Genomic DNA, 20267 nt, shown 5'->3' with positions numbered 1-20267 from the left:
CGAGGAGGAGTCATGCGCGTGTTCATCGGTTACGTGGGAGAGCACGGCTCCACCCGCGGCATCGCCGAGCGCATCGCGGCCACGCTCACGGCACAGGGCCATCAGGCCGACGTAGCGGATTTGGCCGACGCGCGTACTGCCGCCCCGGACCACGACGCCTGCGTGCTCGGCAGCGCCGTCCACAACGGCCGCTGGATGCCCGCAGCCGCCGAGTACCTGCGCCGGTACGCTCCCGAACTCGCCCGCCAGCCCCTGTGGCTCTTCAGCGTCGGGCTCGCCCGCGTCCTCGGCGGCCCCCTCGAACGCTGGTCCCGGAACCCGGAGCCCCTGCCTTCCGTCCGCGACCTCCTCGCGCCCGCCGATCACCACCTGTTCGCGGGCGCCTTCGAGCGGGAGCACACCACCTGGGCAGGCCATGTGTTCTTCCGGGCGCTGGGCGGCCACTACGGGGACCACCGCGACTGGCGGGAAATCGACGCGTGGGCCACGGGCATCGCGCACCGGCTGCTACCCGTTCCGCCGACGAAGGAGCACCATCGAAGCGGCTGCACCCAGGACCACCCAGGACCGCTGACCCAGGACCGCTGACCCCGGGCCGCGCCGAAGGCCGTCCGTGCGACGCCTCCGGTCCGGGCGCCGCGCGGACGGCGGCCCGCCACGCCGAGGGCCGGACGGAGCGATGCCCCATGACCCCACCCACGCCGCCGGGAAGGCCGGGCCCGGTCCGCGTCTTCCTGCTGGACGATCACGAGATGGTGCGCAGGGGCGTGCGCGATCTGCTCGACGGTGAACCGGACATCGAGGTGGTGGGCGAGGCCGCCGATCAGCGCGGGGCGCTGGCCCGGGCGCCCGCCCTGCGCCCGGATGTCGCGCTGCTGGACGTACGGCTCGGTCCGGGCAGCCCGGAGGGCGACCACGAGGGCATCGAGGTGTGCCGCGAGCTGCGCGCCCGGATGCCGGAGCTGGCCTGTTTGATGCTGACCTCGTTCGACGACGACGAAGCGCTCTTCGACGCCATCATGGCGGGCGCCGCCGGTTACGTCCTCAAGCAGATCAAGGGCTCCGACCTGGTGAACGCCGTACGGACGGTGGCGGCGGGCGCGTCCCTGCTCGACCCGGGCGCCACCGCGCGGGTCATGGCCCGGGTGCGCGGCGACGAGGATCCCGTACCGCCCGAACTGGCCCGTCTCTCCCCCCGGGAGCGGGAGATCCTGGAACTGATCGGCGAGGGCCTGACGAACGGGCAGATCGCCCGGCGGCTGTACCTGGCGGAGAAGACCGTCAAGAACCGCATCTCCTCGATCCTCGCGAAGCTCGGCGTCGGCCGCCGGATCCAGGCCGCGGTCCTGGCCGAGAAGCTCCGGCACCGCGACCCGGCACCCGACGGACCGGAGTGAGCCGGGGTCCGGCCGGCCGCCGGTGAGCCGGGCTCCGGCCGGCTGCCTACGTCAAGCGGCGGTACGCAACGTTCGCCACCTCCGCGCCTTTCCGGGTGGTCAGGGCGCCGGCGCCACAAATTCGCATGTTAGATTCATATTTTGTGGTGACCCGGGTCGCGTGGAGTCGCCACGGTTCCGGCCCCCGCACTGCGTACCGATGGTGACAACTGATGGTTGACGCGCAAGACGCGCATATTGCCCGTACCGAATCCGCCGCTCCCGCCCCGCAACTGCTCTGCGACATCAACACGCTCGTCGCCGAGGAGTCCCTGTCGGCCGGGGCGCTGTGGCGACTGGCCGAGCCCGGCCGTCAGCTCGACGCCAATCTCATCCATCTCCGGCCCGGAGAAGTCATCGCCGTTCACACCGAGCCGGACCTGGACGTCCTGATCTTCGTTGTCGCCGGCCACGGCACGCTGGGTACAGCGCACGGCACACAGCCGCTGGCCGAAGGCCGGGTCGCCTGGCTTCCCCGCAACGCTCCCAGGAGCCTGGCCGCGGGCAAGGACGGCATGTCGTACGTCACCGTCCACCGCCGCCGGCCGGGCATGCAGATCCGTACCCGGCCCGAGCCCCACAGCGCGTGACCGTACCGCGCTCTTGACCGGGCCGGTGCGGCCGGGTGCGCCCGGCACAGCCCCGGCTCCCGGTTCACGCGCGCGGCACGACGGCCACCGGACACCTGGCGTGGTGGAGCACGGCGTGGTTGACCGGGCCCAGTTGCAGGCCGAGCGTGTGCTGACGGCGTTCCGCGCCGATCACGAGGAGGTCCGCGGCGGCCGAAGCGGCGAGGAGGACGTCGCGGGGGTTGCCTTCGGCCGGCCGCGGCGTCACCGGCACCCCGGGGTACTCGCACGCCGCGGGAGCGAGGGCGGCTTCGAGCGTGTCCGCGGCGCGTCGGACGTGTTCCTCACGCCGCCTGCTGTACGGCCCGCTCTCCTCGGGCAGTCCGCTGCTCGCACACCGCCAGGCGTGTACGGCCTCGACCTCCGCGCGGCGCAGGACCGCCTCCTCGTACGCGAAAGCCACCGTGGCCGCGCTGCCGGAGTCCTCGCCGACACCGACGACGATCCGGCCGCCCCGGCCCGGCGGAGGCCCGGGGCGGCCTTTCCCCCGTACGACGATCACCGGGCAGTGCGCCCGCCCCGCCACCGTCAGGCTCACCGACCCCAGCAGCAGCGAAGCCAGTTCGCCGCGGCCCCGGTGCCCCACGACCAGCAGCGCGGCGGTGTGGGACTCCGCGGTCAATGCCGCCGCGGGATCCTCCGGGGCCGGGTGGGCCGTCACCTCCGCACCGGGCACCCACCGTGCGGCCCGTTCGACCGCGTCGGCCAGCACCCGCTCCTCCGCCTCCTTCTCCTCGGCGGCCCCTTCCCCGTACCGCTCCCACAGCGAGGCGTACACGATGCGCAGCGGCAGGCCGCGGAGCCGGGCCTCTTCGGCCGCCCGGTCCAGCGCGTGCATGCTGCTGTCGGATCCGTCCACGCCCACCACAACAGGCCGTTCCACCTCAGCCACCGCCTTTCCGCGAATCGGCTGCCCGCACTGTGCGCCCGCGGGCTCGCGTCACGCAGGGGTGGGCCGGGGTATGTCGAGGGCCGTTCGGCCCCAAGCCAGGGGTGGCGCGAGGCCGCACTCTGACGGAGAAGGGCCCGGAGCCCCGGGTCCCGGCGGCTGCCGGAACCCGGCCCCACCGGTCTGCCTCCTTCCGGACAGGAGAGTCCCGTGTCACAGGCGCCTCGCATCGCGGTGATCGGCGTCGGCAACGCGTTCCGTCACGACGACGGGATCGGGCCGGCCGTCGTGCACCGGCTGCGGGAGCGGGCCCTGGACCGCCCGCTGCCGTCGTCGGTCGCCCTCGTCGACTGTGATGGTGAGAGCGGGCGGTTGATGTCCGTGTGGGAGGGTGCGGAACTGGCCATCGTGGTGGACGCCGCCCATGCCCACCCCGGCCTCCCGGGCCGCGTCCACCGCTTCGACCACGAGGGCCCCTACGCCCGCCCGGCGGCGACCAGTTCGCACGGTCTGGGCCTGGGAGAGGCCATCGAACTGTCCGACGCGCTCGGCCGCCTGCCGGGCAGACTGATCGTCTTCGCCGTTGAGGGAGCGGACAGTTCCCTGGGCACCGGGCTGTCGCCGGCCGTCGCCGGCGTCCTCGACCGTCTCGCCGCGACCGTGGAAGCGGAGATCACCCTGCACCGGGACGCACGGGCGCGCAGCGGCGCGGGCCACCGGGCCGGTGGCGGCCCCCATCCGGCGGGCGGGTGAACGCCGTGGGGAGCAGTCGGGAGGCACGGCGCTTCGAGGTGTTCGGGACGGTGCAGGGCGTCGGCTTCCGCCCGTTCGTCCAGCGCCTCGCCTCCGGGCTGGGCCTGGACGGCTGGGTGCGCAACAGCGACGGCCATGTCGTCATCGACACCGCCGGGCCTCCGCAGTCGCTGCGCCGGTTCGCCGCCGCTCTGCGCGCTCAAGCGCCGCCGCTGTCCGTCGTACGGCGGATTCGCAGCTCCGCCGAGGTCCTTGAACCTCCCGCGCCGGGCAGCGGGTTCACCGTACGGGCCAGTACCGCCGCCGGCGAGCGGCCGACGCCGCGCGAGATCCCGCCGGACACGGCGACCTGTGACGCCTGCCTGACCGAGCTGTTCGACCCGCGCGACCGCCGCTACCGCTACCCGTTCATCAACTGCACCGACTGCGGACCACGCGCCACAGTGATCACCGGCCTCCCCTACGACCGGCCCCGCACGACGATGCGCTCCTTCCCGCTGTGCCCGGCGTGCGCGGCCGAATACCGCGACCCGTACGACCGGCGCTTCCACGCCGAGCCGCTGGCCTGCCCCGCCTGCGGGCCCCTGCTGTCGTGGCTCGCGAACGGGCGGAGCGCCACCGGTCCGGCCGCCCTCCGGGCCGCCGAGGAGCTGATCGCGGGCGGCGGGATCGTCGCCGTCAAGGGCCTGGGCGGCTACCAACTCGTCTGTGACGCCCGGCAGACGCGGACCGTACTGCTTCTGCGCCGGCGCAAGCACCGGCCGCACAAACCGTTCGCCGTGATGGTCACCGACCTGGCCGCGGCGTGCCGGGTCTCCCGGCCCACCCGCGCCGAACGCCGACTGCTGGCGTCGCCCGCCAGGCCCGTGGTGCTGGTCGCGGACGGCCCGTCCGGCGGGCCGGTCGCCGCGGCCGTACACCCCGGGACCGGACGCATCGGGCTGTTCCTGCCCACGACCGGTCTCCACCACCTCCTCCTGCGCGACCTCGGCCGGCCGCTGGTGGTCACCAGTGGGAACCTCTGCGACGAGCCGATCGCGACCGCGGACGCCGACGCGCGCGAACACCTCGCCGGGGTCGCCGACGGCTTCCTGGCCCACGACCGCCCGATCGCCGCCCGCTACGACGATTCCGTGACGCAGGCCGTACGGGGGCGGGTGCTGACCATCCGGCGGGCCCGCGGGTACGCCCCCGCCCCGCTGCCGCTTCCGGTGCCGGCCCGCACAGCGGTCGTGGCGGCCGGCGCGCAGAGCAAACACACCGTGACGGTGGCCGTCGGCGGCCGTGCCGTGACGGGACCGCACACCGGGGACCTGTCCGACGCCCGCACCATGGAAGCCTTCGAGCGCTGCTACGCGGATCTCGTGGCGCTCACCGGCGTGACAGCGCGGGTCGCGGCACACGACCTGCACCCCGGCTACCTCTCCACCCGGTGGGCGGCCGAGCATTTCCCGTCCGAGCGGCGCATCCCGGTCCAGCACCACCACGCCCACATCGCTGCCTGCGCCGCCGAGCACCGGCTGCGCGGGCCTTTCCTGGGCATCGCCTACGACGGCCTGGGCTTCGGGGACGACGGCACGCTGTGGGGCGGCGAGGTCCTGGTCGCCGACTACACCGGCTACCGACGCGTCGGCCGCTTCGCCACCGCGCCGCTGCCCGGCGGCGAGGCCGCGGTCCGGCACCCGGCGCGGATGGCGCTCGGCTGCCTGTACGGCCTCGAACCGCTCGGTGTGCCGCCCCCGTCCCCCGAACTGGCCCGGCAGTTCACCGACCGGCTGGACCCGCGCGAGGCCGCGACGGTGCGCACCATGGTCGGACGCCGCCTCAACTGCCCCCGCGCCTCCAGCGCCGGCCGGCTCTTCGACACCGCTGCCGCCCTGCTCGGACTCGCCGTCGGTGAGATCTCCTACGAGGGGCAGGCCGCCGCGGCCCTGGAGTACGCCGCCGGCACCGCGCGCGGCGAAGCCCTGCCCTGGCGGCTGATCCGCGCTGACGGGCTGTGGGTTTACGACCCGGCGCCCACCCTGACCGCGCTGCTCGACCGGCTCGGCGGCGGCACCCCCGTACCGCTGCTGGCCGCCTCCTTCCACACGACGATCGCCGAGGCCACGGCCGCGCTGGCCGAGCGGGCCGTGGCCGCCGGTGCCCCGCGCACCGTCTGCCTGGCGGGCGGCTGCTTCGTCAACCGCCGCCTGCTGACGGATGTGCGCCGCCTGCTGCGCGCCCAGGGGCTGCGGGTGCTGGTCGGCGGTGCCGTGCCCGTCGGGGACGGCGGGATCAGCTACGGCCAGGCAGCGGTCGCCGCCGCCCGCATGAAAGGCAGGTGACACCGATGTGCCTGGGCATTCCCGGCCGCGTTCTCGATACGTACGACAGTGCCGGACTCCGTATGGCCCGTGTGGACTTCGGCGGGATCCGCCGCGAAGCGTGCCTGGAGTACACACCGGAGGCCGGCGCCGGTGACTACGTCGTCGTGCACGTCGGCTTCGCCATCACCACCGTCGACGAGACCGAGGCGGCCCGCACGCTCGCCGTACTGCGGGCGATGTCGGACGCCGTGGCGGGCGAGCTGGGGGAACCGCTGCCTGCCGGGAACCCCACCGAGGTTTTCGCACCACACGCGGGAGACCGCCCTCCGGATGCGGGCCACGGCTGGACGCGGCCTGCCGCCGGGGCCGCACGGCCCGGACCGGGCCCGTACGGCCCATGGGGAGCCCGTCCAGGGCCACGGAATCTGGAACCAGAACCCATTCCGTCCGAGGAGCTGCGATGACGAGCACCGAGCGGCCCGGAAACAGTGTGTACGCGCTGCTGTCCGACGGCACCACGGTCTGCGTACGGCCCGCCCGCGCGGAGGACCGGGAACGGGTGCTGCGCCTGTTCACCGGCATGTCCCCGGAGAATCTGCGGCTGCGGTTCTTCACCGCGGGGTCCGGATCCGCCGAGGCAGCCGCGGACCGCGTCAGCTCGCCCGGGGACGCGGGCGAGCACGCTCTGCTCGCGCTGGTGGGCGACGAGGTCACCGGTACGGCGGAGTTCCACCGCTCCCCCGCCGTCCGGGAGACGGCGGACATCGGGCTCGCGGTCGCCGACGCCTGGCACGGCCGCGGCATCGGGACCCTGCTGCTGGAGCATCTGGTGCACGCCGCGCGCGCCGCCGGCATCCACAGGTTCACCGCCGACGCCCTGGCCGAGAACCATCTGATGCTGAAAGTGATCTCCGACCTGGGCCTGCGCACCGCGCGGCGCTTCGACGGACCGGAGGTGCACTGCACCATCGAACTGGCCGAGAACGAACCGTACTTGAGCGCGGTGGACGAGCGTGGGCGTACCGCCGACGTGGCCAGCCTCCAGCCGCTCCTGCGGCCCGCCTCGGCCGTCGTGATCGGCGTCGGCCGGTCACCGTCCTCGGTTGGCCGCGCGCTCCTCGGCAACCTCCGCGCCCACGGCTTCACCGGCCGGCTCGCCGCCGTCAACCCGCACGCCGACACCATCGACGGCACGCCCTGCTTCCCGTCCGTCGAGGAACTGCCCTACGTCCCGGACCTCGCGGTCCTGGCGGTACCCGCCGCCTCCGTGCCCGAAGCCGCCGAACAGTGCGGCAAACACGGCGTGCGGGCCCTGGTCACCGTCGCCTCCGGGCTCGACGACGGCCAGGCCGCAGGGCTGCTGGCCGCCTGCCGGCGCCACGGGATGCGGCTGGTGGGCCCCAACTGCCTGGGCCTGGCCAACACCGAACAGGCCGTACGGCTGGACGCGACGTTCGCCGCACAGCCGCCCCTGCCGGGCACCGCCGGGGTCGCCGTGCAGTCCGGCGGAGTGGGCATCGCGCTGCTCGGCGCCCTGTCCCGGCTCGGCATCGGGGTGTCCTCCTTCGTCTCGCTCGGCGACAAGTACGACGTGAGCGGAAACGACCTGTTGCAGTGGTGGGAGAGCGACGGCGTCACCGACCTGGCGCTGCTGCACCTGGAGTCGTTCGGCAACCCGCGCGGATTCTCCCGCACCGCGCGCCGGGTGGCCCGTACGATGCCCGTGCTGACCGTGGACGCGGGCCGTTCCGAGGCCGGGCGCCGCGCCGCCGCCTCGCACACCGCCGCGATCGCCACCCCCACCGTGACCCGCCGGGCCCTGTTCCGGCAGGCCGGGATCATCGCCACCGACAGCGTCAGCGACCTCATGGCCACCGCCGCGCTGCTGCGGTCCCAGCCGCTGCCGGCCGGTGCGCGGGTCGCCGTGGTCAGCAACGCGGGCGGCGCGGCCGTCCTGGCCGCCGACGCCTGCGCCGAAGCCGGCCTGACGGTCCCGGAGCTGCCGGGGCCGCTCATCACCGACCTGCTCGCCGTCCTCCCGTCCACAGCCCGTGCCGTCAACCCGGTGGACACCACGGCCGCCGTGTCCGGCAAGCAACTGGCGGCCTGCCTGGAGTTGTTGACCCGGCACGGCGCCGTGGACGCCGTCCTCGTGGCGCTGGTCCCCATCGCTCTGTCCGCCGCGACCGGGGACGACCCGGCCCGGGCCCTCGTCCCGCCGTCCGGGACGAGGGCCCGGCCGGTCGCCGCGGTCCTGCTCGACCAGGACGTGCCCGTACGGCTGCTGCACGGAGGCGCCGCCACCGTCCCGGCGTACGCCGAGCCGTCGTCCGCCGCGCGCGCACTGGCCCACGCCGTCTCCTACGCCCACTGGCGCGCCGAGCCCCTGGGGACCGTACCGGCGCTGGAACGCATCGACAGTGAAACGGCCGCCGCGCTCGTGGCCGACTTCCTGGCCCGCAACCCCGACGGCGGCTGGGCCGGACCCCGGCTGTGCGCGGCGCTGCTGGACGCGTACGGCATCGCCCAGTCGCCGTGGGAGTGGGTCACCGACGCCGACGCGGCGGTGGCCGCCGCCGAACGGCTCGGCGGCGGCCGGATGGCGCTCAAGGCGTACTGGCCCGGACTGCTGCACAAGACCGACGTCGGAGCGCTGCGCCTGGATCTCGAAGGGCCACAGCACATCCACGACGCGTACACGGAACTGGCCCGGGGTTTCGCCGGTGTGATGACCGGAGCGGTCATCCAGCCGATGGCCGCGCGCGGCATCGAACTGGTCGCGGGCGTCGTCCAGGACCAGGTGTTCGGCCCGCTGGTGCTCTTCGGACTCGGCGGCACCGCCACCGAGGTCCTGGCCGACCACGCCGCCCGCCTCGCACCGCTCACCGACCTGGACGCGCACGCGCTGATCACCGCCCCGCGGTGCGCGCCCCTGCTGTTCGGCCACCGCACCGGCCGGGCGGTGGACCTCGAAGGGCTCGAACAGCTGCTGCTGCGCCTGTCCCGTATGGCGTGCGACCTCCCTCAGCTGGCCGAGGCCGACCTGAATCCCGTACTCGCCCGTCCGGACGCCGTCCTGCCCCTGGACGTCCGCATCCGCCTGCTCCCGCACACCGCGCGGAACCCGTACCTGCGCCGGCTGCGCGCCCGCTGACCGGCTCCGTCCCAGGAGGCTGTGATGACCCGAGCACCGACCCCCTTCTCCGGCCGTGTGGTCGTCGGATTCGACGGCTCCGACCACGCGGTACGGGCCCTCGACCGGGCCGCCGACGAGGCCGCCCGCCGCGGGACCTCGCTGGAGATCGTCTGCGGCTGGCCCTGGGGCAAGCACCCGCTGCCCGACTTCGGCGTCACCGACGAGACCGGCAGGCTCCTCTACAGCAGCGCACGCCGTCTGATGGACGCCGCCACCGAACGCGTCCGGGCCCGTGCCGGGCGGGTGGCCGTCAGCGAGTCGCTGACCACGGAGTCGGCGGCGCGCGCCCTGCTGCGCTGCGGACGCGACGCCGCGCTCACTGTGGTCGGCACCCGTGGCCACGGCGGCTTCACCGGGCTGCTGCTTGGCTCGGTGAGCCTGCGCGTGGCCGCCCACTGCACCACGCCGCTGATGGTGGTACGGGGCGAAGGCGGGGACGAGCACCACCGGGTCCTCGCCGGCGTCGAATCGGAGGCGGACACCGACGCCCTCCACTTCGCCTTCCAGGAAGCCCGACGGCGCGGGGACGCTCTGCGGGTGCTGCACGCCTGGCAGTACCCGGCAGCCCCTCGTGGCTCGCGCGCCACGTCGTACCACCTCTCCTGGGACGAGCTGGAGCAGCTGCGCAAGGGAGCCGAAACGGTTTCCCAGTACGCCGCCGCGCCGCTGCGCGAGACCTACCCGGACATCGAGGTGCACGCGGACACGGTCTGCCAAAGCGCGGGCAAGGCCCTCGTGGAAGCGAGCCGGAACGCCGACGTGGCCGTACTCGCCGCCCACCGCAGCACCCGTCACGTAGGCCTGCAACTGGGCCCGGTCACCCACGCGATGCTGCACCACGCGCACTGCCCGGTCGTCCTCGTACCCGTCGACTGACCGGCGGGGCCACCGCCGGAGAGAAACCACGAAGCCGGAAGGAAGACCGGAGATGAAGCACCGGCTGATCGACCAGGTCATGAACCGGGACGTCCTCAAGACGTCTCCCGACACGCCGTTCAAGGAGGTCGCCGACCTGCTGGCACGGCATGCCATCAGCGGGGTGCCCGTCGTGGACCGGGACGACAAGGTGCTGGGCGTCGTCTCCGAGACCGACCTGATGTACCACCAGGCCGCACAGGACGACCAGGCGCCGCGCCCGTGGTACTCGCTGCGCCGCCGCCCGGGCAGCGCCCGCGCGGCGCGGAGGAAGACGGGAGGCCGGACGGCCGGCGACCTGATGTCCTCCCCCGCCGTCACCACCGGACCCCGCCGGACCGTCGCCGAGGCCGCCCGCGCCATGGCCGCCCACCGCGTCGAACGCCTTCCGGTCATCGACGACGAGGGACGGCTCATGGGCATCGTCACCCGCAGCGATCTGCTCTCCGTCTTCCGCCGCCCCGACGAGGAGATCCGCGACGAGATCATCGACGATGTCCTCGTGCGCACCCTGTGGCTCGCCCCGCACACCGTCGAGGTGACCGTCCACGACGGCACCGTGACCCTCACCGGCAAGCTCCAGCGGCGCAGCGAGGTCCCCATCGCCGTACGGCTGGCCGGCCGCGTCGACGGCGTCGTCAGCGTCACCGACCGCCTCGGCTACCAGGAGGACGACTCCCATCTGCGCCCCACCGAACAGGCCCTGCACGGCATCACCGAGGAATGGCTGCGAAAGATCTGACCCCTCTCACGATCCCGGCTTTCCGGAAGGAGCTGAACAGCCATGACCGAACAGCGCGTCCTCGTCGCCTACGGATCCCGCAACGGAGGCACGGCGGGCATCGCCGAGGAGATCGCGGCGACACTGGGGAAGGACGGCCTGTCCGCCGAGGCCCGTCCGGCAGCGGACGTCGCCGATCTGTCCGCCTACGACGCGGTCGTACTCGGCGGTGGCCTGTACGCCGGCCGCTGGCACCGCGACGCCCGGCGCTTCGCCCGCAGGCTCAGGACCCCGCTGCGGCAGCGCCCGGTGTGGTGCTTCAGCAGCGGCCCGCTCGACGCCACCGCCACCGAGAAGGACATCCCGCCCACCCGGGCGGTGCAGCGCGACACATCCCGCTTCGAAGTACGCGGCCACATCACGTTCGGCGGCCGCCTCGACCCCAGCCCCCAGGGCTGGCTCGCCCGCTCCATGGCCAAGCGGGGCATGGCCCACGACTGGCGCGACTTCGACCAGGTCCACGCCTGGGCCCACACGATCGCGGCCGAACTGCGCAGGTAGCCGCGGGCCGTCACCGGACATGTCCGCGCCCGCGGGCCACGAGCTTGCCGAGTTCCCACAGCGCCAGCAGTGCGACGGCGGGTACGAGAGCCCACGCGAAGTGCCGCAGGCCGAGTTCGGTGGTGCCCAGCAGGTGGTGGAAGAGGTCCATCTGGGTGACCGCGACGGCGAGGACGACCTCGATGAGCATCGCCCGGTTCATCTGCTTGCTGTCGAAGCTCGCGGTCGTCAGCGCGGTGCCGGTCTCGCTGCGGCATTCGAGTGCGGCCACGATCAGGCACAGGGCGAAGGAGGTGAACGCGATGGAGTTGCCGATGGGAAGGCTGTCGTAGAGCGACCGGCCGAGCTGGATCATGCAGAGCAGGCCGATGCTGATGGCCAGTCCCGCCGCACCGACCGTGACCATCACCCCGGGGGTAAGTACCGGCTCGCCGCGGGGCCGCGGCCGGCGGGCCATGAGGTCCGGGCTCTCCCGGTCGAAGCCGAGGGCGAAGCCGAAAGCGGCGTTGACGAAGAAGTGGATCCACAGCACCTGCGCGGCGGTGAAGGGTTCACCGGCGGCGATGTCGAACAGCGCGGCGCCGAGGAACGTCAGGACGAAGACCACCAGCAGCACCAGGACGAAGCGGATGTACTTGGTGAGGTTGTCGTAGATCTTCCGGCCCTGCTCGACCGCGGAGACGATGCTGGCGAAGTTGTCGTCGGAGAGGATCATCTGGCCGGCGTTCTTGGCCACTTCCGTACCGGAGCCCATGGCGATGCCGACGTCGGCCGCTTTGATCGCCGGGGCGTCGTTGACGCCGTCCCCCGTCATGGCCACCACATCGCCCTTCTTCTTCAAGGTGTCCGCGAGCAGCACCTTGTGTTCGGGGGCGACCCGGCCGAGCACCCCGATGTGCTCGATGGCGGCCAGCCGTTCGGGCTCGGTCAGGGCGGCGAAGTCGGCGCCGAGGACGGCGTCGCCGTGGATGCCGAGCTGTTCGGCGATGGCGGCGCCGGTGGTGACCTCGTCCCCGGTGACCATCCGGACGCGGATCCGGGCCGCCTGCGCGGCGGCGACCGCGGCCCGGGACTCGGCACGCGGCGGATCGGCCATCCCCACCAGGCTCGTCATCTGCAGCTCGGTGACGTACCCGAGGAGGTCGCCGGCCGGGTCGAACCGCGCCGGGTCCAGGTCGCGGACCGCGGCGGCCATCACCCGCTTGCCCTGCCGTGCCATGCGGTCCTCGTGCGCCTGTGCCCGCTCGCGCACGTCGGCGTCCCACGGGAAGGTCATGCCGTCGGAGAGCGCCGTCGCCGCGCGCGCCGTCACCGCCGTCGCCGCGCCCTTGACGAAGCACCGTACGACCGGCCGCCCGGCGGCGTCGCTCGCCGAGTTGAACGTGGCCATCAGCTTGTAGGTCGGATCGAACGGCAGAGTGGCCAGCCGGGGCAGGCGCTCCCGGGTGCTGTCGATGTCCAGGCCGGCCTTGTGGCAGAGGACGACCAGCGCGCCCTCTGTGGGGTCCCCGATCACTTTGCCGTCGACGAGTGTGGCGTCGGAGGCCACCAGGTACGGCAGCACCGCCTGCTCGATGGTGGTCGAACTGCCCGCGGCGTGGTGCACCTTGCCTTCCAGCCCGTAACCGCTGCCGGAGACGGTGTAGCGGTCCGTCGGCGTCACCACCTCCACCACCGTCACCTGGTTCATCGTCAGGGTGCCGGTCTTGTCGGAGTTGAGGGCCGAGGTGAATCCCAGGGTCTCCACCGACGGCAGGTCCTTCACGATCGCGTGCCCCTTGGCGAGGTTGACGGCCCCGATCGAGAGGATGGTCTGCGCCACCGTGGGCAGTGCCTCCGGGATGGCCGCGATGGCCAGGGCCACGGCGCTCACGAAGAGCACGTCCCAGGCTTCGCCGCGGCTGCGCCCCAGGGCGAACATCGCGATCATCGTCAGGCCGGCTGCCGCCGCGATCCACAGGGTGAGCCGGTCCAGCTCCCTGGTCAGCGGCGAGGCCTCCCTGGGAGTGGCGGAGAGCATGCCGGAAATCGCCCCGAGTTCCGTGCCGGCCCCGGTGGCCGTGATGACGACGGTTCCGCTGCCGTGCGTGACGGGCGTGTTCATGAACGCCATGTTCGACTGATCCGCCGGCCCCGTCCGTTCGCCGGACAGCGTCCGCGCCTCCTTGGCCACGGGCGCGCTCTCACCCGTCAGCGCCGCCTCGTCGATCTGCAGAGCGCCGGCCGCGATGATGCGGCCGTCCGCCGGCACCTCGCTTCCGGCCGAGAGGAGCACGATGTCGCCGGCCACCACCTGCTCGGCCGGGATCTCGGCCTCCCGCCCGTCCCGGCGCACCCGGGCGGACGCTTTCATCATCGACTTGAGGGCGTTCATGGCGCTCTCGGCCTTGCCGGCCTGCCGCATGCCGATCACCGCGTTCAGCACCGTCAGGGCCAGCAGTATCCCGGCGGTCCCCCACTCTTTGATCAGCAGGGACACCACCGCGGCGACGACCAGGATGATCTGCATGTAGCTGCGGTACTGGGCCAGGAACCGGTGCCAGCCCGGCTCGGCCTCCTCCGCCGGCAACGCGTTCGGGCCGTTGCGGCCCAGCAGTTCGGCGGCGCGCGCCGCGGGCAGCCCGACAGCCGGATCGACCCCGAAGGCCGCCGCGACCTCCTCCGGTGACCGCGCGTACCACCGCTCGGGCTCGGCTGCTCGCTGGTTCCGGGCACCTGTCTCCACGGCCATCGTGACTGCCTCCGCTCCGGTCGTCCCCGGGCTGCGCCCTACCCCTGCCTCTTCCGCCCGTCCTTCCCGCTCGCCTTCCTGCTGGCCTTCCCGCGTCGCTCGCGGTTCTTGCCGGCGGCCGACGCCTCGTACGGATCCGCCGGGGCGCCCTCGGGCGCTTCCTTCTCCAGGTCCTTCTTGGCCTTGGCGAGCTCCTGGCGGTCCGCTTTACTCGTCCGCGGGTACTGCGGGCCGATGTCGATCAGCGTGTGCGCGAGCACGGCGGCCGCGCAGAGCCGCGCCAGCCACTTGCGGTCCGCGGGCACGACGTACCAAGGAGCCCACGGGGTACTGGTGGCGGAGAGCATCTGGGAGAAGGCCCGCTGGTAGGCGTCCCAGTGCGCGCGTTCGCGCACATCGGCCGCCGAGAACTTCCAGTTGCGCTCCGGCACGTCGATCCGCTTGAGGAACCGGACCCGCTGCTCCTCCTTCGACAGGTTCAGCATCAGTTTGACGACCCGGAAACCGTTCTCGGCGAGGTACCGCTCCCAGGCGTTGATCTCCCGGTAGCGGCGCGCCCACACATCGCCGTCCCGCTTCGCCCCGGGCAGCCTCTGCCGGCCGAGATTCTCCGGGTGCACCCGCACCACCAGAACCTCCTCGTAGTGCGACCGGTTGAAGATGGCGATCTCGCCGCGCCGGGGCAGCTGACGCGCGTAGCGCCACAGGTAGTCGTGGTCGAGCTCCTCGGTGGAGGGCACCTTGAAGTTCGCCACCCGTACGCCCTGCGGGCTCATCCCGCTCATCACATGGCGGATCGTCCCGTCCTTGCCGCCGGCGTCCAGCGCCTGCAGACACACCAGTACGCCCCGGGTCTGCTCGGCGGCCAGCCGCCGCTGGTACTCGGCCAGCAGCTCGATCCCCACGCTCAACAGCTCGATCCCGTTCGTCTTCTTCGCGATGCCCGCCCGGAATCCGGGATCGAAGTCCTTCTCCAGGTCCACCTCCGTCCCGGGAGGAACCCGCAGCTGTTCGATGAACGCCTCGATACGTTCCGCTGTCGTGTCGGTCATCCGCGGTCGGCCCTTTCGGTGTGCGCGGGCCCGCGAGCACCAGTTGTCCGGCCTGCCGCGACATCGGTGCCGCCGCGCGGTTCCGCGGCTGTTCCGCCGCGCCCGTGCCCGACGCGTACGAACCTCACCGACGGCAGACCCCGCTGGTGCACGCCGCATCACCCGCTGCCCGTTCCCGGGTCACACGTCCATCAGTGACACGAGCCGCCGAGGTCCGGGGCGACAACTGTAGGACGAGCGTACGGCGGACCATCCGCTTGAGGAACACCGTCCGGCCCTCCTCGCCGGCGGACGGCGACGCCGCTACGGTCGGTCCCGCCGGGCTCCCCGGGCAACGGCCAGCCCCGTCAGGAGCGCCGTACGGGGGCCGAGCCCTTCCCACGTTCCGCGCCAGGCCAGCAGGGCGATCGCGGCGGTCGGAAACTTCTCCTCGACCTGTCGGATCCGCCGGCCGACCCCGTCACCGGCCGCCACCAGGACCGCGTCCCGCAGGCTCGGATTGTGGCCGACCACCAGCAACGTCGAGACGTGCGGGGGCACTTCGCGCACGACGGCCAGGAGCTGCGGCACGGGCGGGTGGTACAGCCGCGGCTCGAAGCGCACCGGAGGCAGTCCCGCCAGTTCCGCGGCGGCCAGGTCCCAGGTCTCCCTCGTACGGAGGGCCGTGGAGCACAGCACCAGGTCGGGCAGCCAGTCCTCCTTCGCCAGCAGCTGCCCGGCGGCCCGCGCGTCCCGGCGGCCACGCTCGGACAGCGGCCGCTCGTGGTCCGCCGTCCCCGGGGGGCGGTCCGCTTTGGCATGCCGCAACAACAGCAAGCGCCGCAGAGGCGAGATGGTCACACCGGGACACCTCACGTCGAAAGTGCCGTAGGCCTGCCGGGATGCGCCCCGGCGTCGGGCCGGTGCGCGAAGGCGCGGGCCGCGGCCACCAGGGGTGTTCGAGCACTGCAGGTGAAGCACACAGTACCCGGAGCCCGAGCGGGTCCGTCCCGCCGGAGGCATCGCCTCACGTCTTTCGGACAGCGGTCGAGTCGCCGCACGCTGCCGCCGCGCGCCGTGTACTCACCTCCTACGGGGGATGCCGTCCCACCCGGCCTGTTGCTGAATGACGGGGAACTCCTACAGAGGGAGACCGCATGACGACCGAGACCGGCCCCATACAGCTGTTGACGATCGCGTTCGGTCCGGACGCGACGTTCGAAGGGCGGATCGTCGAGGAGCTGGACGAGCTCACGGCCGCCGGCCAGATCCTCGTGCTGGACCTGCTCGTCGTACAGAAGCAGACCGACGGCGACCTCGTCTCCGTCGGCTACCAGGCGGAAGGCATGGGCGACACGGTCAGCGCGCTGCTCGGGCTGGGCCCGGGCAGCTTGCGGGAAGCGGAAGCCGCGTTCCCGTCCCTGGCACCGGGACGCCCCTTCGGCCTCGACACGGACGACGTCCGGCAGCTCGCCGATGCCCTGGAGCCGGGCACCACAGCAGGTTTCCTGCTGCTGGAACACCGCTGGGCGAGGAAGCTGAGGCGCGCGGTCCGCGAGCAGGGAGGCGTGCCCGTGGCCGAGGGGTTCCTCACCGAGGAAGCGCTCGCCCCCATTGCCGCGGAACTGCTCGCGACGGCCGCGCGGTTCGACGACGAGGCGGAAAAGAAGGCGGGGGAAGGGACCGATCCTCGAACCGGCCCCTGAGCCGACCCTCGAACCGCCTCCCGGAAGAAGCACTCGTGAAACCGGCGAGGAAGCCACAGACACCCTGGTCGGCAGACGACGGACCGGGACCGTGCCCATGAGATTCCGTACGCCGGGCGCCTGCCTCATCGGAACGAGCCCGCGAAGGAGTCAACCATGAGCGGTTCCGTCACCCTCGCATACGACTATCCGCTGCTCGGCGTTTTCTGGACCACGTTCTGGCTCTTCATGTGGATGCTGTGGTTCTTCCTGCTGTTCCGCGTCATCGGCGACATCTTCCGCGACGACCGGCTGAACGGATGGGCCAAGACGGGCTGGATCGTCTTCGTGATCGTGCTGCCCTTCCTCGGCGTCCTCGTCTACGTCCTCGCCCGGGGCCGGGGCATGGGCCGGCGCGAAGTGAACCGGGCGCAGGCCCAGCAGGAGGCTTTCGACGCGTACGTACGCCGGACCGCGGCGAAGGACGCTCCCCGCACCACCCAGGCCGACGAGCTGACGAAGCTGTCGCAGCTCAGGGAGCGGGGCGACATCTCGGAGGAGGAGTTCCAGCGGGCGAAGGGCAAGGTTCTGCACTGACCTCCGCGGTGACAACGGTCGTTGTGCTGTCCTGGCGGGGTCTTCGGTGAGGCTTCGGCGGGTCTTCCGGAACGGAGGTTGCCATGGCGGGCGACACATCAGGGGCGCCGGACGGCCCGGCATCAGGAGCGCCGGACGGCCCGCCCCCTCCCGCACGCACCGCGGCAGCGGCGGAGGATTCCGGTCGGCCGCCGGAGTCCCGTAAGCGCCGGAGGCTGTTGTCCGCCACCCTCCCCGGATGCTGGGGCGCGCTGCTGTTCGCCTGCCTCTCCTTCACCCCGTCGCTGCTCCCGCGCGGCGGCATCCTCCAGGGCCTGATCTGCGGCATCAACGCGGCCCTCGGCTACGCGGCCGGGATACTCGCCGCGTGGGTGTGGCGCGCGTTCGCCGACCGGGAACCGAGGCACCCGCGGCACAGGTCCTGGACCGCCTTCTTCATCAGCGGCGTCATCCTCTTCGGCCTCTTCTTCGGCTTCGGGCAGTACTGGCAGTACCAGATCCGCCGGCTGATGGGGGTGACCGGCTACAACGTGCCGCTCGCCGTGGTGTCCCCGCTCATCGCGGCCCTGGTCTTCTTCCTTCTCCTGCTGACCGCGCGCGGCGTCCGCGGCCTGTACCGCCGGCTCGTACGCCTGCTCAAGCGCTGGATCGGGCCGCGTGCCGCGTCCGCCGTCGGCTGGACCGTGGTCGCCGCACTCATCTGGGCCATCGTCACCGGGCTGCTGCTCGACGGCCTCGTCGGCCTCGCCAACAACACCTTCGCGCTCCGCGACACGACGACCGAGGAGGGGGCGCACCGGCCCACGACGACCCTGCGCTCCGGCGGGCCGGGCTCGCTCGTACCGTGGGATTCGCTGGGCCTGCAAGGACGCAACTTCACCGGCACCGGTCCGTCGGCAGCCGCCATCGGGGCGTTCACCGGCCGCCCGGCGACCGAACCGATCCGGTCCTACGCCGGGCTCGCGTCCTCCGACGACACGGAGGCCCGTGCCGCCCAGGCGGTCGCCGACCTGACCCGGCAGGGCGGCTTCGAGCGCGAGAACCTGCTCGTCATGACGACGACCGGCAGCGGCTGGGTCGATCCCGCCGCGGTGGACACCTTCGAGTACCTCAGCGGCGGCGACTCCGCCACCGTCGCGATGCAGTACTCCTACCTCCCGTCGTGGCTCTCCTACCTCGTCGACCAGACCAAGGCCCGCGAGGCGGGCCGTGCCCTCTTCGACGCCGTTTACGACACCTGGTCGAAACTGCCGTCCGACCACCGCCCCCGGCTGTTCGTCGCCGGGGAGAGCCTGGGGTCCTTCGGCGGCGAGACCGCATTCAGCGGTGAGTACGACCTGCGCAACCGCACCGCGGGCACCCTGTTCGCCGGCCCGCCGGCCTTCAACACGCTGTTCCGGGAGTTCAGCGATCACCGGGACGCCGGCAGCCCCGAGGTCCGGCCCGTCTACAAGGACGGTCGGACCGTACGGTTCACCAACGATCCGGGCGCGGAGATCCCCCCGGCGGACCGGCCCTGGAACGGAAGCCGTGTCCTCTACCTCATGCACTCGTCCGACCCGATCGTCTGGTGGAGCCCGCACCTCGTCTACAGCGAACCGGACTGGATCGGCCAGCATCCGGGCGACGATGTGCTCGAACAGATGGTGTGGCTGCCGTTCGTGACCTTCTGGCAGGTCACCGCGGACCTTCCGTTCGCCGCCGACGTCCCGAGAGGCCACGGCCACACGTACACCACCGAATACGTGGACGGGTGGAACGCCGTCATGCGGCCCCCGGACATCACCGCACAGGACCTCGGCCGGCTCAAGGACATCATCGCCGCCGAGAAGTGACCGCGTGGTGCGATACGCACGCCTCCGAGTGGCGCGGCGGCCTCACCCAGCTCGTCCCCGTCCGGTCACCGCAGTTCCAGTCATTGCAGCTCCGGTCATTGCAGTTCCAGTCATTGCAGCTCCGGTCACCGCAACAGGAAACCGACCAGGTAGCCGAACGCGTTGACCGCCCAATGCAACCCCATCGGCGCCAGCAGACTCCCGCTACGGCGGCGCAGTTCGCAGAAGAGCACGCCCGCCGCCCCGGTGAACAGCACCGCCGCCACCACGGCGGCCACCACACCGAACGCGGAACGGCCGAACAGCGGCGTCAGGGCGGGCTTGTCGGTCGCCAACCCCAGCGACGGCAGAACGTGCCACACCCCGAACAACACGCTCGACACCGCCGTCGCCCACACGGCGCCCCGGACCCGGAGCACCAGGCCGTACAACACCCCCCGGAAGGCGACCTCCTCCAGCAGCACCGTACCGACCGGCACCGTGACCAGAACACGCAGCGCCACCTGACCACCGGTCAGCCCGCCGTACCGCTCGTCCGCGAACAGCCCCCGGGTGACCGGCAGCAAGGCCGCCGTCGCATACCCCGCAGCAACCAGCCCGACCAGCACCACCGCCCAAAGCGCACCGCTCCTCAGCGTCGCCGCACCAAGCCCCGCGTCCGCCCAGCCGCCCCCGGCCCGGAACAGAACGCCCAACAGCAACGCGCTCACCACAACGCCGGTCAGCACCCCGAACGACGGCGCCCACCGATTGTTGACCACATTGGCAACCGCCAGCACAGCCACCGTGACGCCCACCGCTGCACCGGTGCCCATCGGCCGTGCCGCGCGGTCGGTGTCGTCGGCCGAGCCGGTTCCCTTGCGATCCATGGCATCGTCCCTCGGGAGGCTGCCTGCTGAGCACCACGGCGGCGTACTGGTCGCTGCGCTTATCGTGCATCTGGAGAGCGGCGCGGTCGAGGCGATGGACCGCTTGGCGC

18 protein-coding genes are annotated in these 20267 nt (G+C 72.6%); 13 read left to right on the top strand and 5 right to left on the bottom strand.

Features of this window, described 5'->3' with window-relative positions:
- Nucleotides 1–12 precede the first annotated feature (12 nt).
- From IH45_RS0110130 to IH45_RS0110120, 3 genes are all read left to right on the top strand, one after another.
- The gene (locus IH45_RS0110130; protein WP_063762965.1) at nt 13–588 is read left to right on the top strand and encodes a flavodoxin domain-containing protein; all 576 of its coding nucleotides are present in this window, start codon (nt 13–15) and stop codon (nt 586–588) included.
- A gap of 98 nt (nt 589–686) precedes the next feature.
- On the top strand, nt 687–1397 hold the full coding sequence (locus IH45_RS0110125) for a response regulator (protein ID WP_030664755.1): 711 nt from the start codon (nt 687–689) through the stop codon (nt 1395–1397).
- Nucleotides 1398–1609: 212 nt separating this feature from the next.
- Nucleotides 1610–2026: a cupin domain-containing protein gene (locus IH45_RS0110120; protein WP_050514698.1), complete on the top strand. Its 417-nt coding sequence runs from the start codon at nt 1610–1612 to the stop codon at nt 2024–2026.
- Nucleotides 2027–2090: 64 nt separating this feature from the next.
- Here IH45_RS0110120 and IH45_RS0110115 read toward each other — a convergent pair whose 3' ends face one another.
- Entirely contained in the window at nt 2091–2957 is an 867-nt protein-coding gene (locus IH45_RS0110115; RefSeq protein ID WP_107058604.1) for a universal stress protein, read from the bottom strand.
- 207 nt (nt 2958–3164) lie between these two features.
- Between IH45_RS0110115 and IH45_RS0110110 the strand changes: the two genes are divergently transcribed.
- The 7 genes from IH45_RS0110110 to IH45_RS0110080 are packed head-to-tail and all read left to right on the top strand — an operon-like array spanning nt 3165 to nt 11409.
- Nucleotides 3165–3707, top strand: coding sequence for a hydrogenase maturation protease (locus tag IH45_RS0110110; protein WP_030664746.1), 543 nt, complete (start codon nt 3165–3167; stop codon nt 3705–3707).
- A 5-nt stretch (nt 3708–3712) separates the two neighbouring features.
- Complete coding sequence (gene hypF / locus IH45_RS0110105; protein WP_030664743.1) at nt 3713–6034, top strand: carbamoyltransferase HypF; 2322 nt, start codon at nt 3713–3715, stop codon at nt 6032–6034.
- Between the two features lie 5 nt (nt 6035–6039).
- A complete protein-coding gene (locus tag IH45_RS1000000149795) occupies nt 6040–6480 on the top strand; it encodes a HypC/HybG/HupF family hydrogenase formation chaperone (RefSeq protein WP_234440492.1) in 441 nt (146 codons plus the stop codon).
- Complete coding sequence (locus IH45_RS0110095; protein ID WP_030664737.1) at nt 6477–9170, top strand: bifunctional acetate--CoA ligase family protein/GNAT family N-acetyltransferase; 2694 nt, start codon at nt 6477–6479, stop codon at nt 9168–9170. Before IH45_RS1000000149795 ends, IH45_RS0110095 begins: the two co-directional genes overlap by 4 nt.
- A gap of 24 nt (nt 9171–9194) precedes the next feature.
- On the top strand, nt 9195–10088 hold the full coding sequence (locus IH45_RS0110090) for a universal stress protein (RefSeq protein ID WP_030664734.1): 894 nt from the start codon (nt 9195–9197) through the stop codon (nt 10086–10088).
- 52 nt (nt 10089–10140) lie between these two features.
- Nucleotides 10141–10869 (top strand): CBS domain-containing protein, encoded by a 729-nt coding sequence (locus tag IH45_RS0110085; RefSeq protein WP_030664731.1) that lies wholly within the window; start codon nt 10141–10143, stop codon nt 10867–10869.
- A 42-nt stretch (nt 10870–10911) separates the two neighbouring features.
- Complete coding sequence (locus tag IH45_RS0110080; RefSeq protein WP_030664728.1) at nt 10912–11409, top strand: flavodoxin domain-containing protein; 498 nt, start codon at nt 10912–10914, stop codon at nt 11407–11409.
- A 10-nt stretch (nt 11410–11419) separates the two neighbouring features.
- On the opposite strand, the gene IH45_RS0110075 is transcribed toward IH45_RS0110080, so the two are convergent.
- From IH45_RS0110075 to IH45_RS0110065, 3 genes are all read right to left on the bottom strand, one after another.
- Complete coding sequence (locus IH45_RS0110075; RefSeq protein ID WP_030664715.1) at nt 11420–14140, bottom strand: cation-translocating P-type ATPase; 2721 nt, start codon at nt 14138–14140, stop codon at nt 11420–11422.
- Nucleotides 14141–14178: 38 nt separating this feature from the next.
- Nucleotides 14179–15192: a polyphosphate kinase 2 family protein gene (locus IH45_RS0110070; protein WP_030664714.1), complete on the bottom strand. Its 1014-nt coding sequence runs from the start codon at nt 15190–15192 to the stop codon at nt 14179–14181.
- Nucleotides 15193–15495: 303 nt separating this feature from the next.
- Entirely contained in the window at nt 15496–16032 is a 537-nt protein-coding gene (locus IH45_RS0110065) for a SixA phosphatase family protein (RefSeq protein ID WP_030664711.1), read from the bottom strand.
- Between the two features lie 296 nt (nt 16033–16328).
- Here IH45_RS0110065 and IH45_RS0110060 point away from each other — a divergent pair, with 296 nt between their 5' ends.
- The 3 genes from IH45_RS0110060 to IH45_RS0110050 all read left to right on the top strand — a co-directional run bounded on the left by IH45_RS0110060 (nt 16329) and on the right by IH45_RS0110050 (nt 19288).
- The gene (locus IH45_RS0110060; RefSeq protein WP_030664709.1) at nt 16329–16877 is read left to right on the top strand and encodes a DUF1269 domain-containing protein; all 549 of its coding nucleotides are present in this window, start codon (nt 16329–16331) and stop codon (nt 16875–16877) included.
- Nucleotides 16878–17033: 156 nt separating this feature from the next.
- A complete protein-coding gene (locus IH45_RS0110055; protein ID WP_030664707.1) occupies nt 17034–17453 on the top strand; it encodes an SHOCT domain-containing protein in 420 nt (139 codons plus the stop codon).
- Between the two features lie 218 nt (nt 17454–17671).
- The gene (locus IH45_RS0110050) at nt 17672–19288 is read left to right on the top strand and encodes an alpha/beta hydrolase (RefSeq protein WP_234440488.1); all 1617 of its coding nucleotides are present in this window, start codon (nt 17672–17674) and stop codon (nt 19286–19288) included.
- 125 nt (nt 19289–19413) lie between these two features.
- On the opposite strand, the gene IH45_RS0110045 is transcribed toward IH45_RS0110050, so the two are convergent.
- A complete protein-coding gene (locus IH45_RS0110045) occupies nt 19414–20157 on the bottom strand; it encodes a CPBP family intramembrane glutamic endopeptidase (protein ID WP_234440487.1) in 744 nt (247 codons plus the stop codon).
- Between the last annotated feature and the right edge of the window lie 110 nt (nt 20158–20267).

Origin of the sequence: Streptomyces rimosus subsp. rimosus, from assembly GCF_000720725.1 — a bacterium.
Classification (GTDB): domain Bacteria; phylum Actinomycetota; class Actinomycetes; order Streptomycetales; family Streptomycetaceae; genus Streptomyces; species Streptomyces rimosus_A.
Note: the sequence above shows the minus strand (reverse complement) of the source record. Positions and strands in the feature narration are given on the sequence as shown.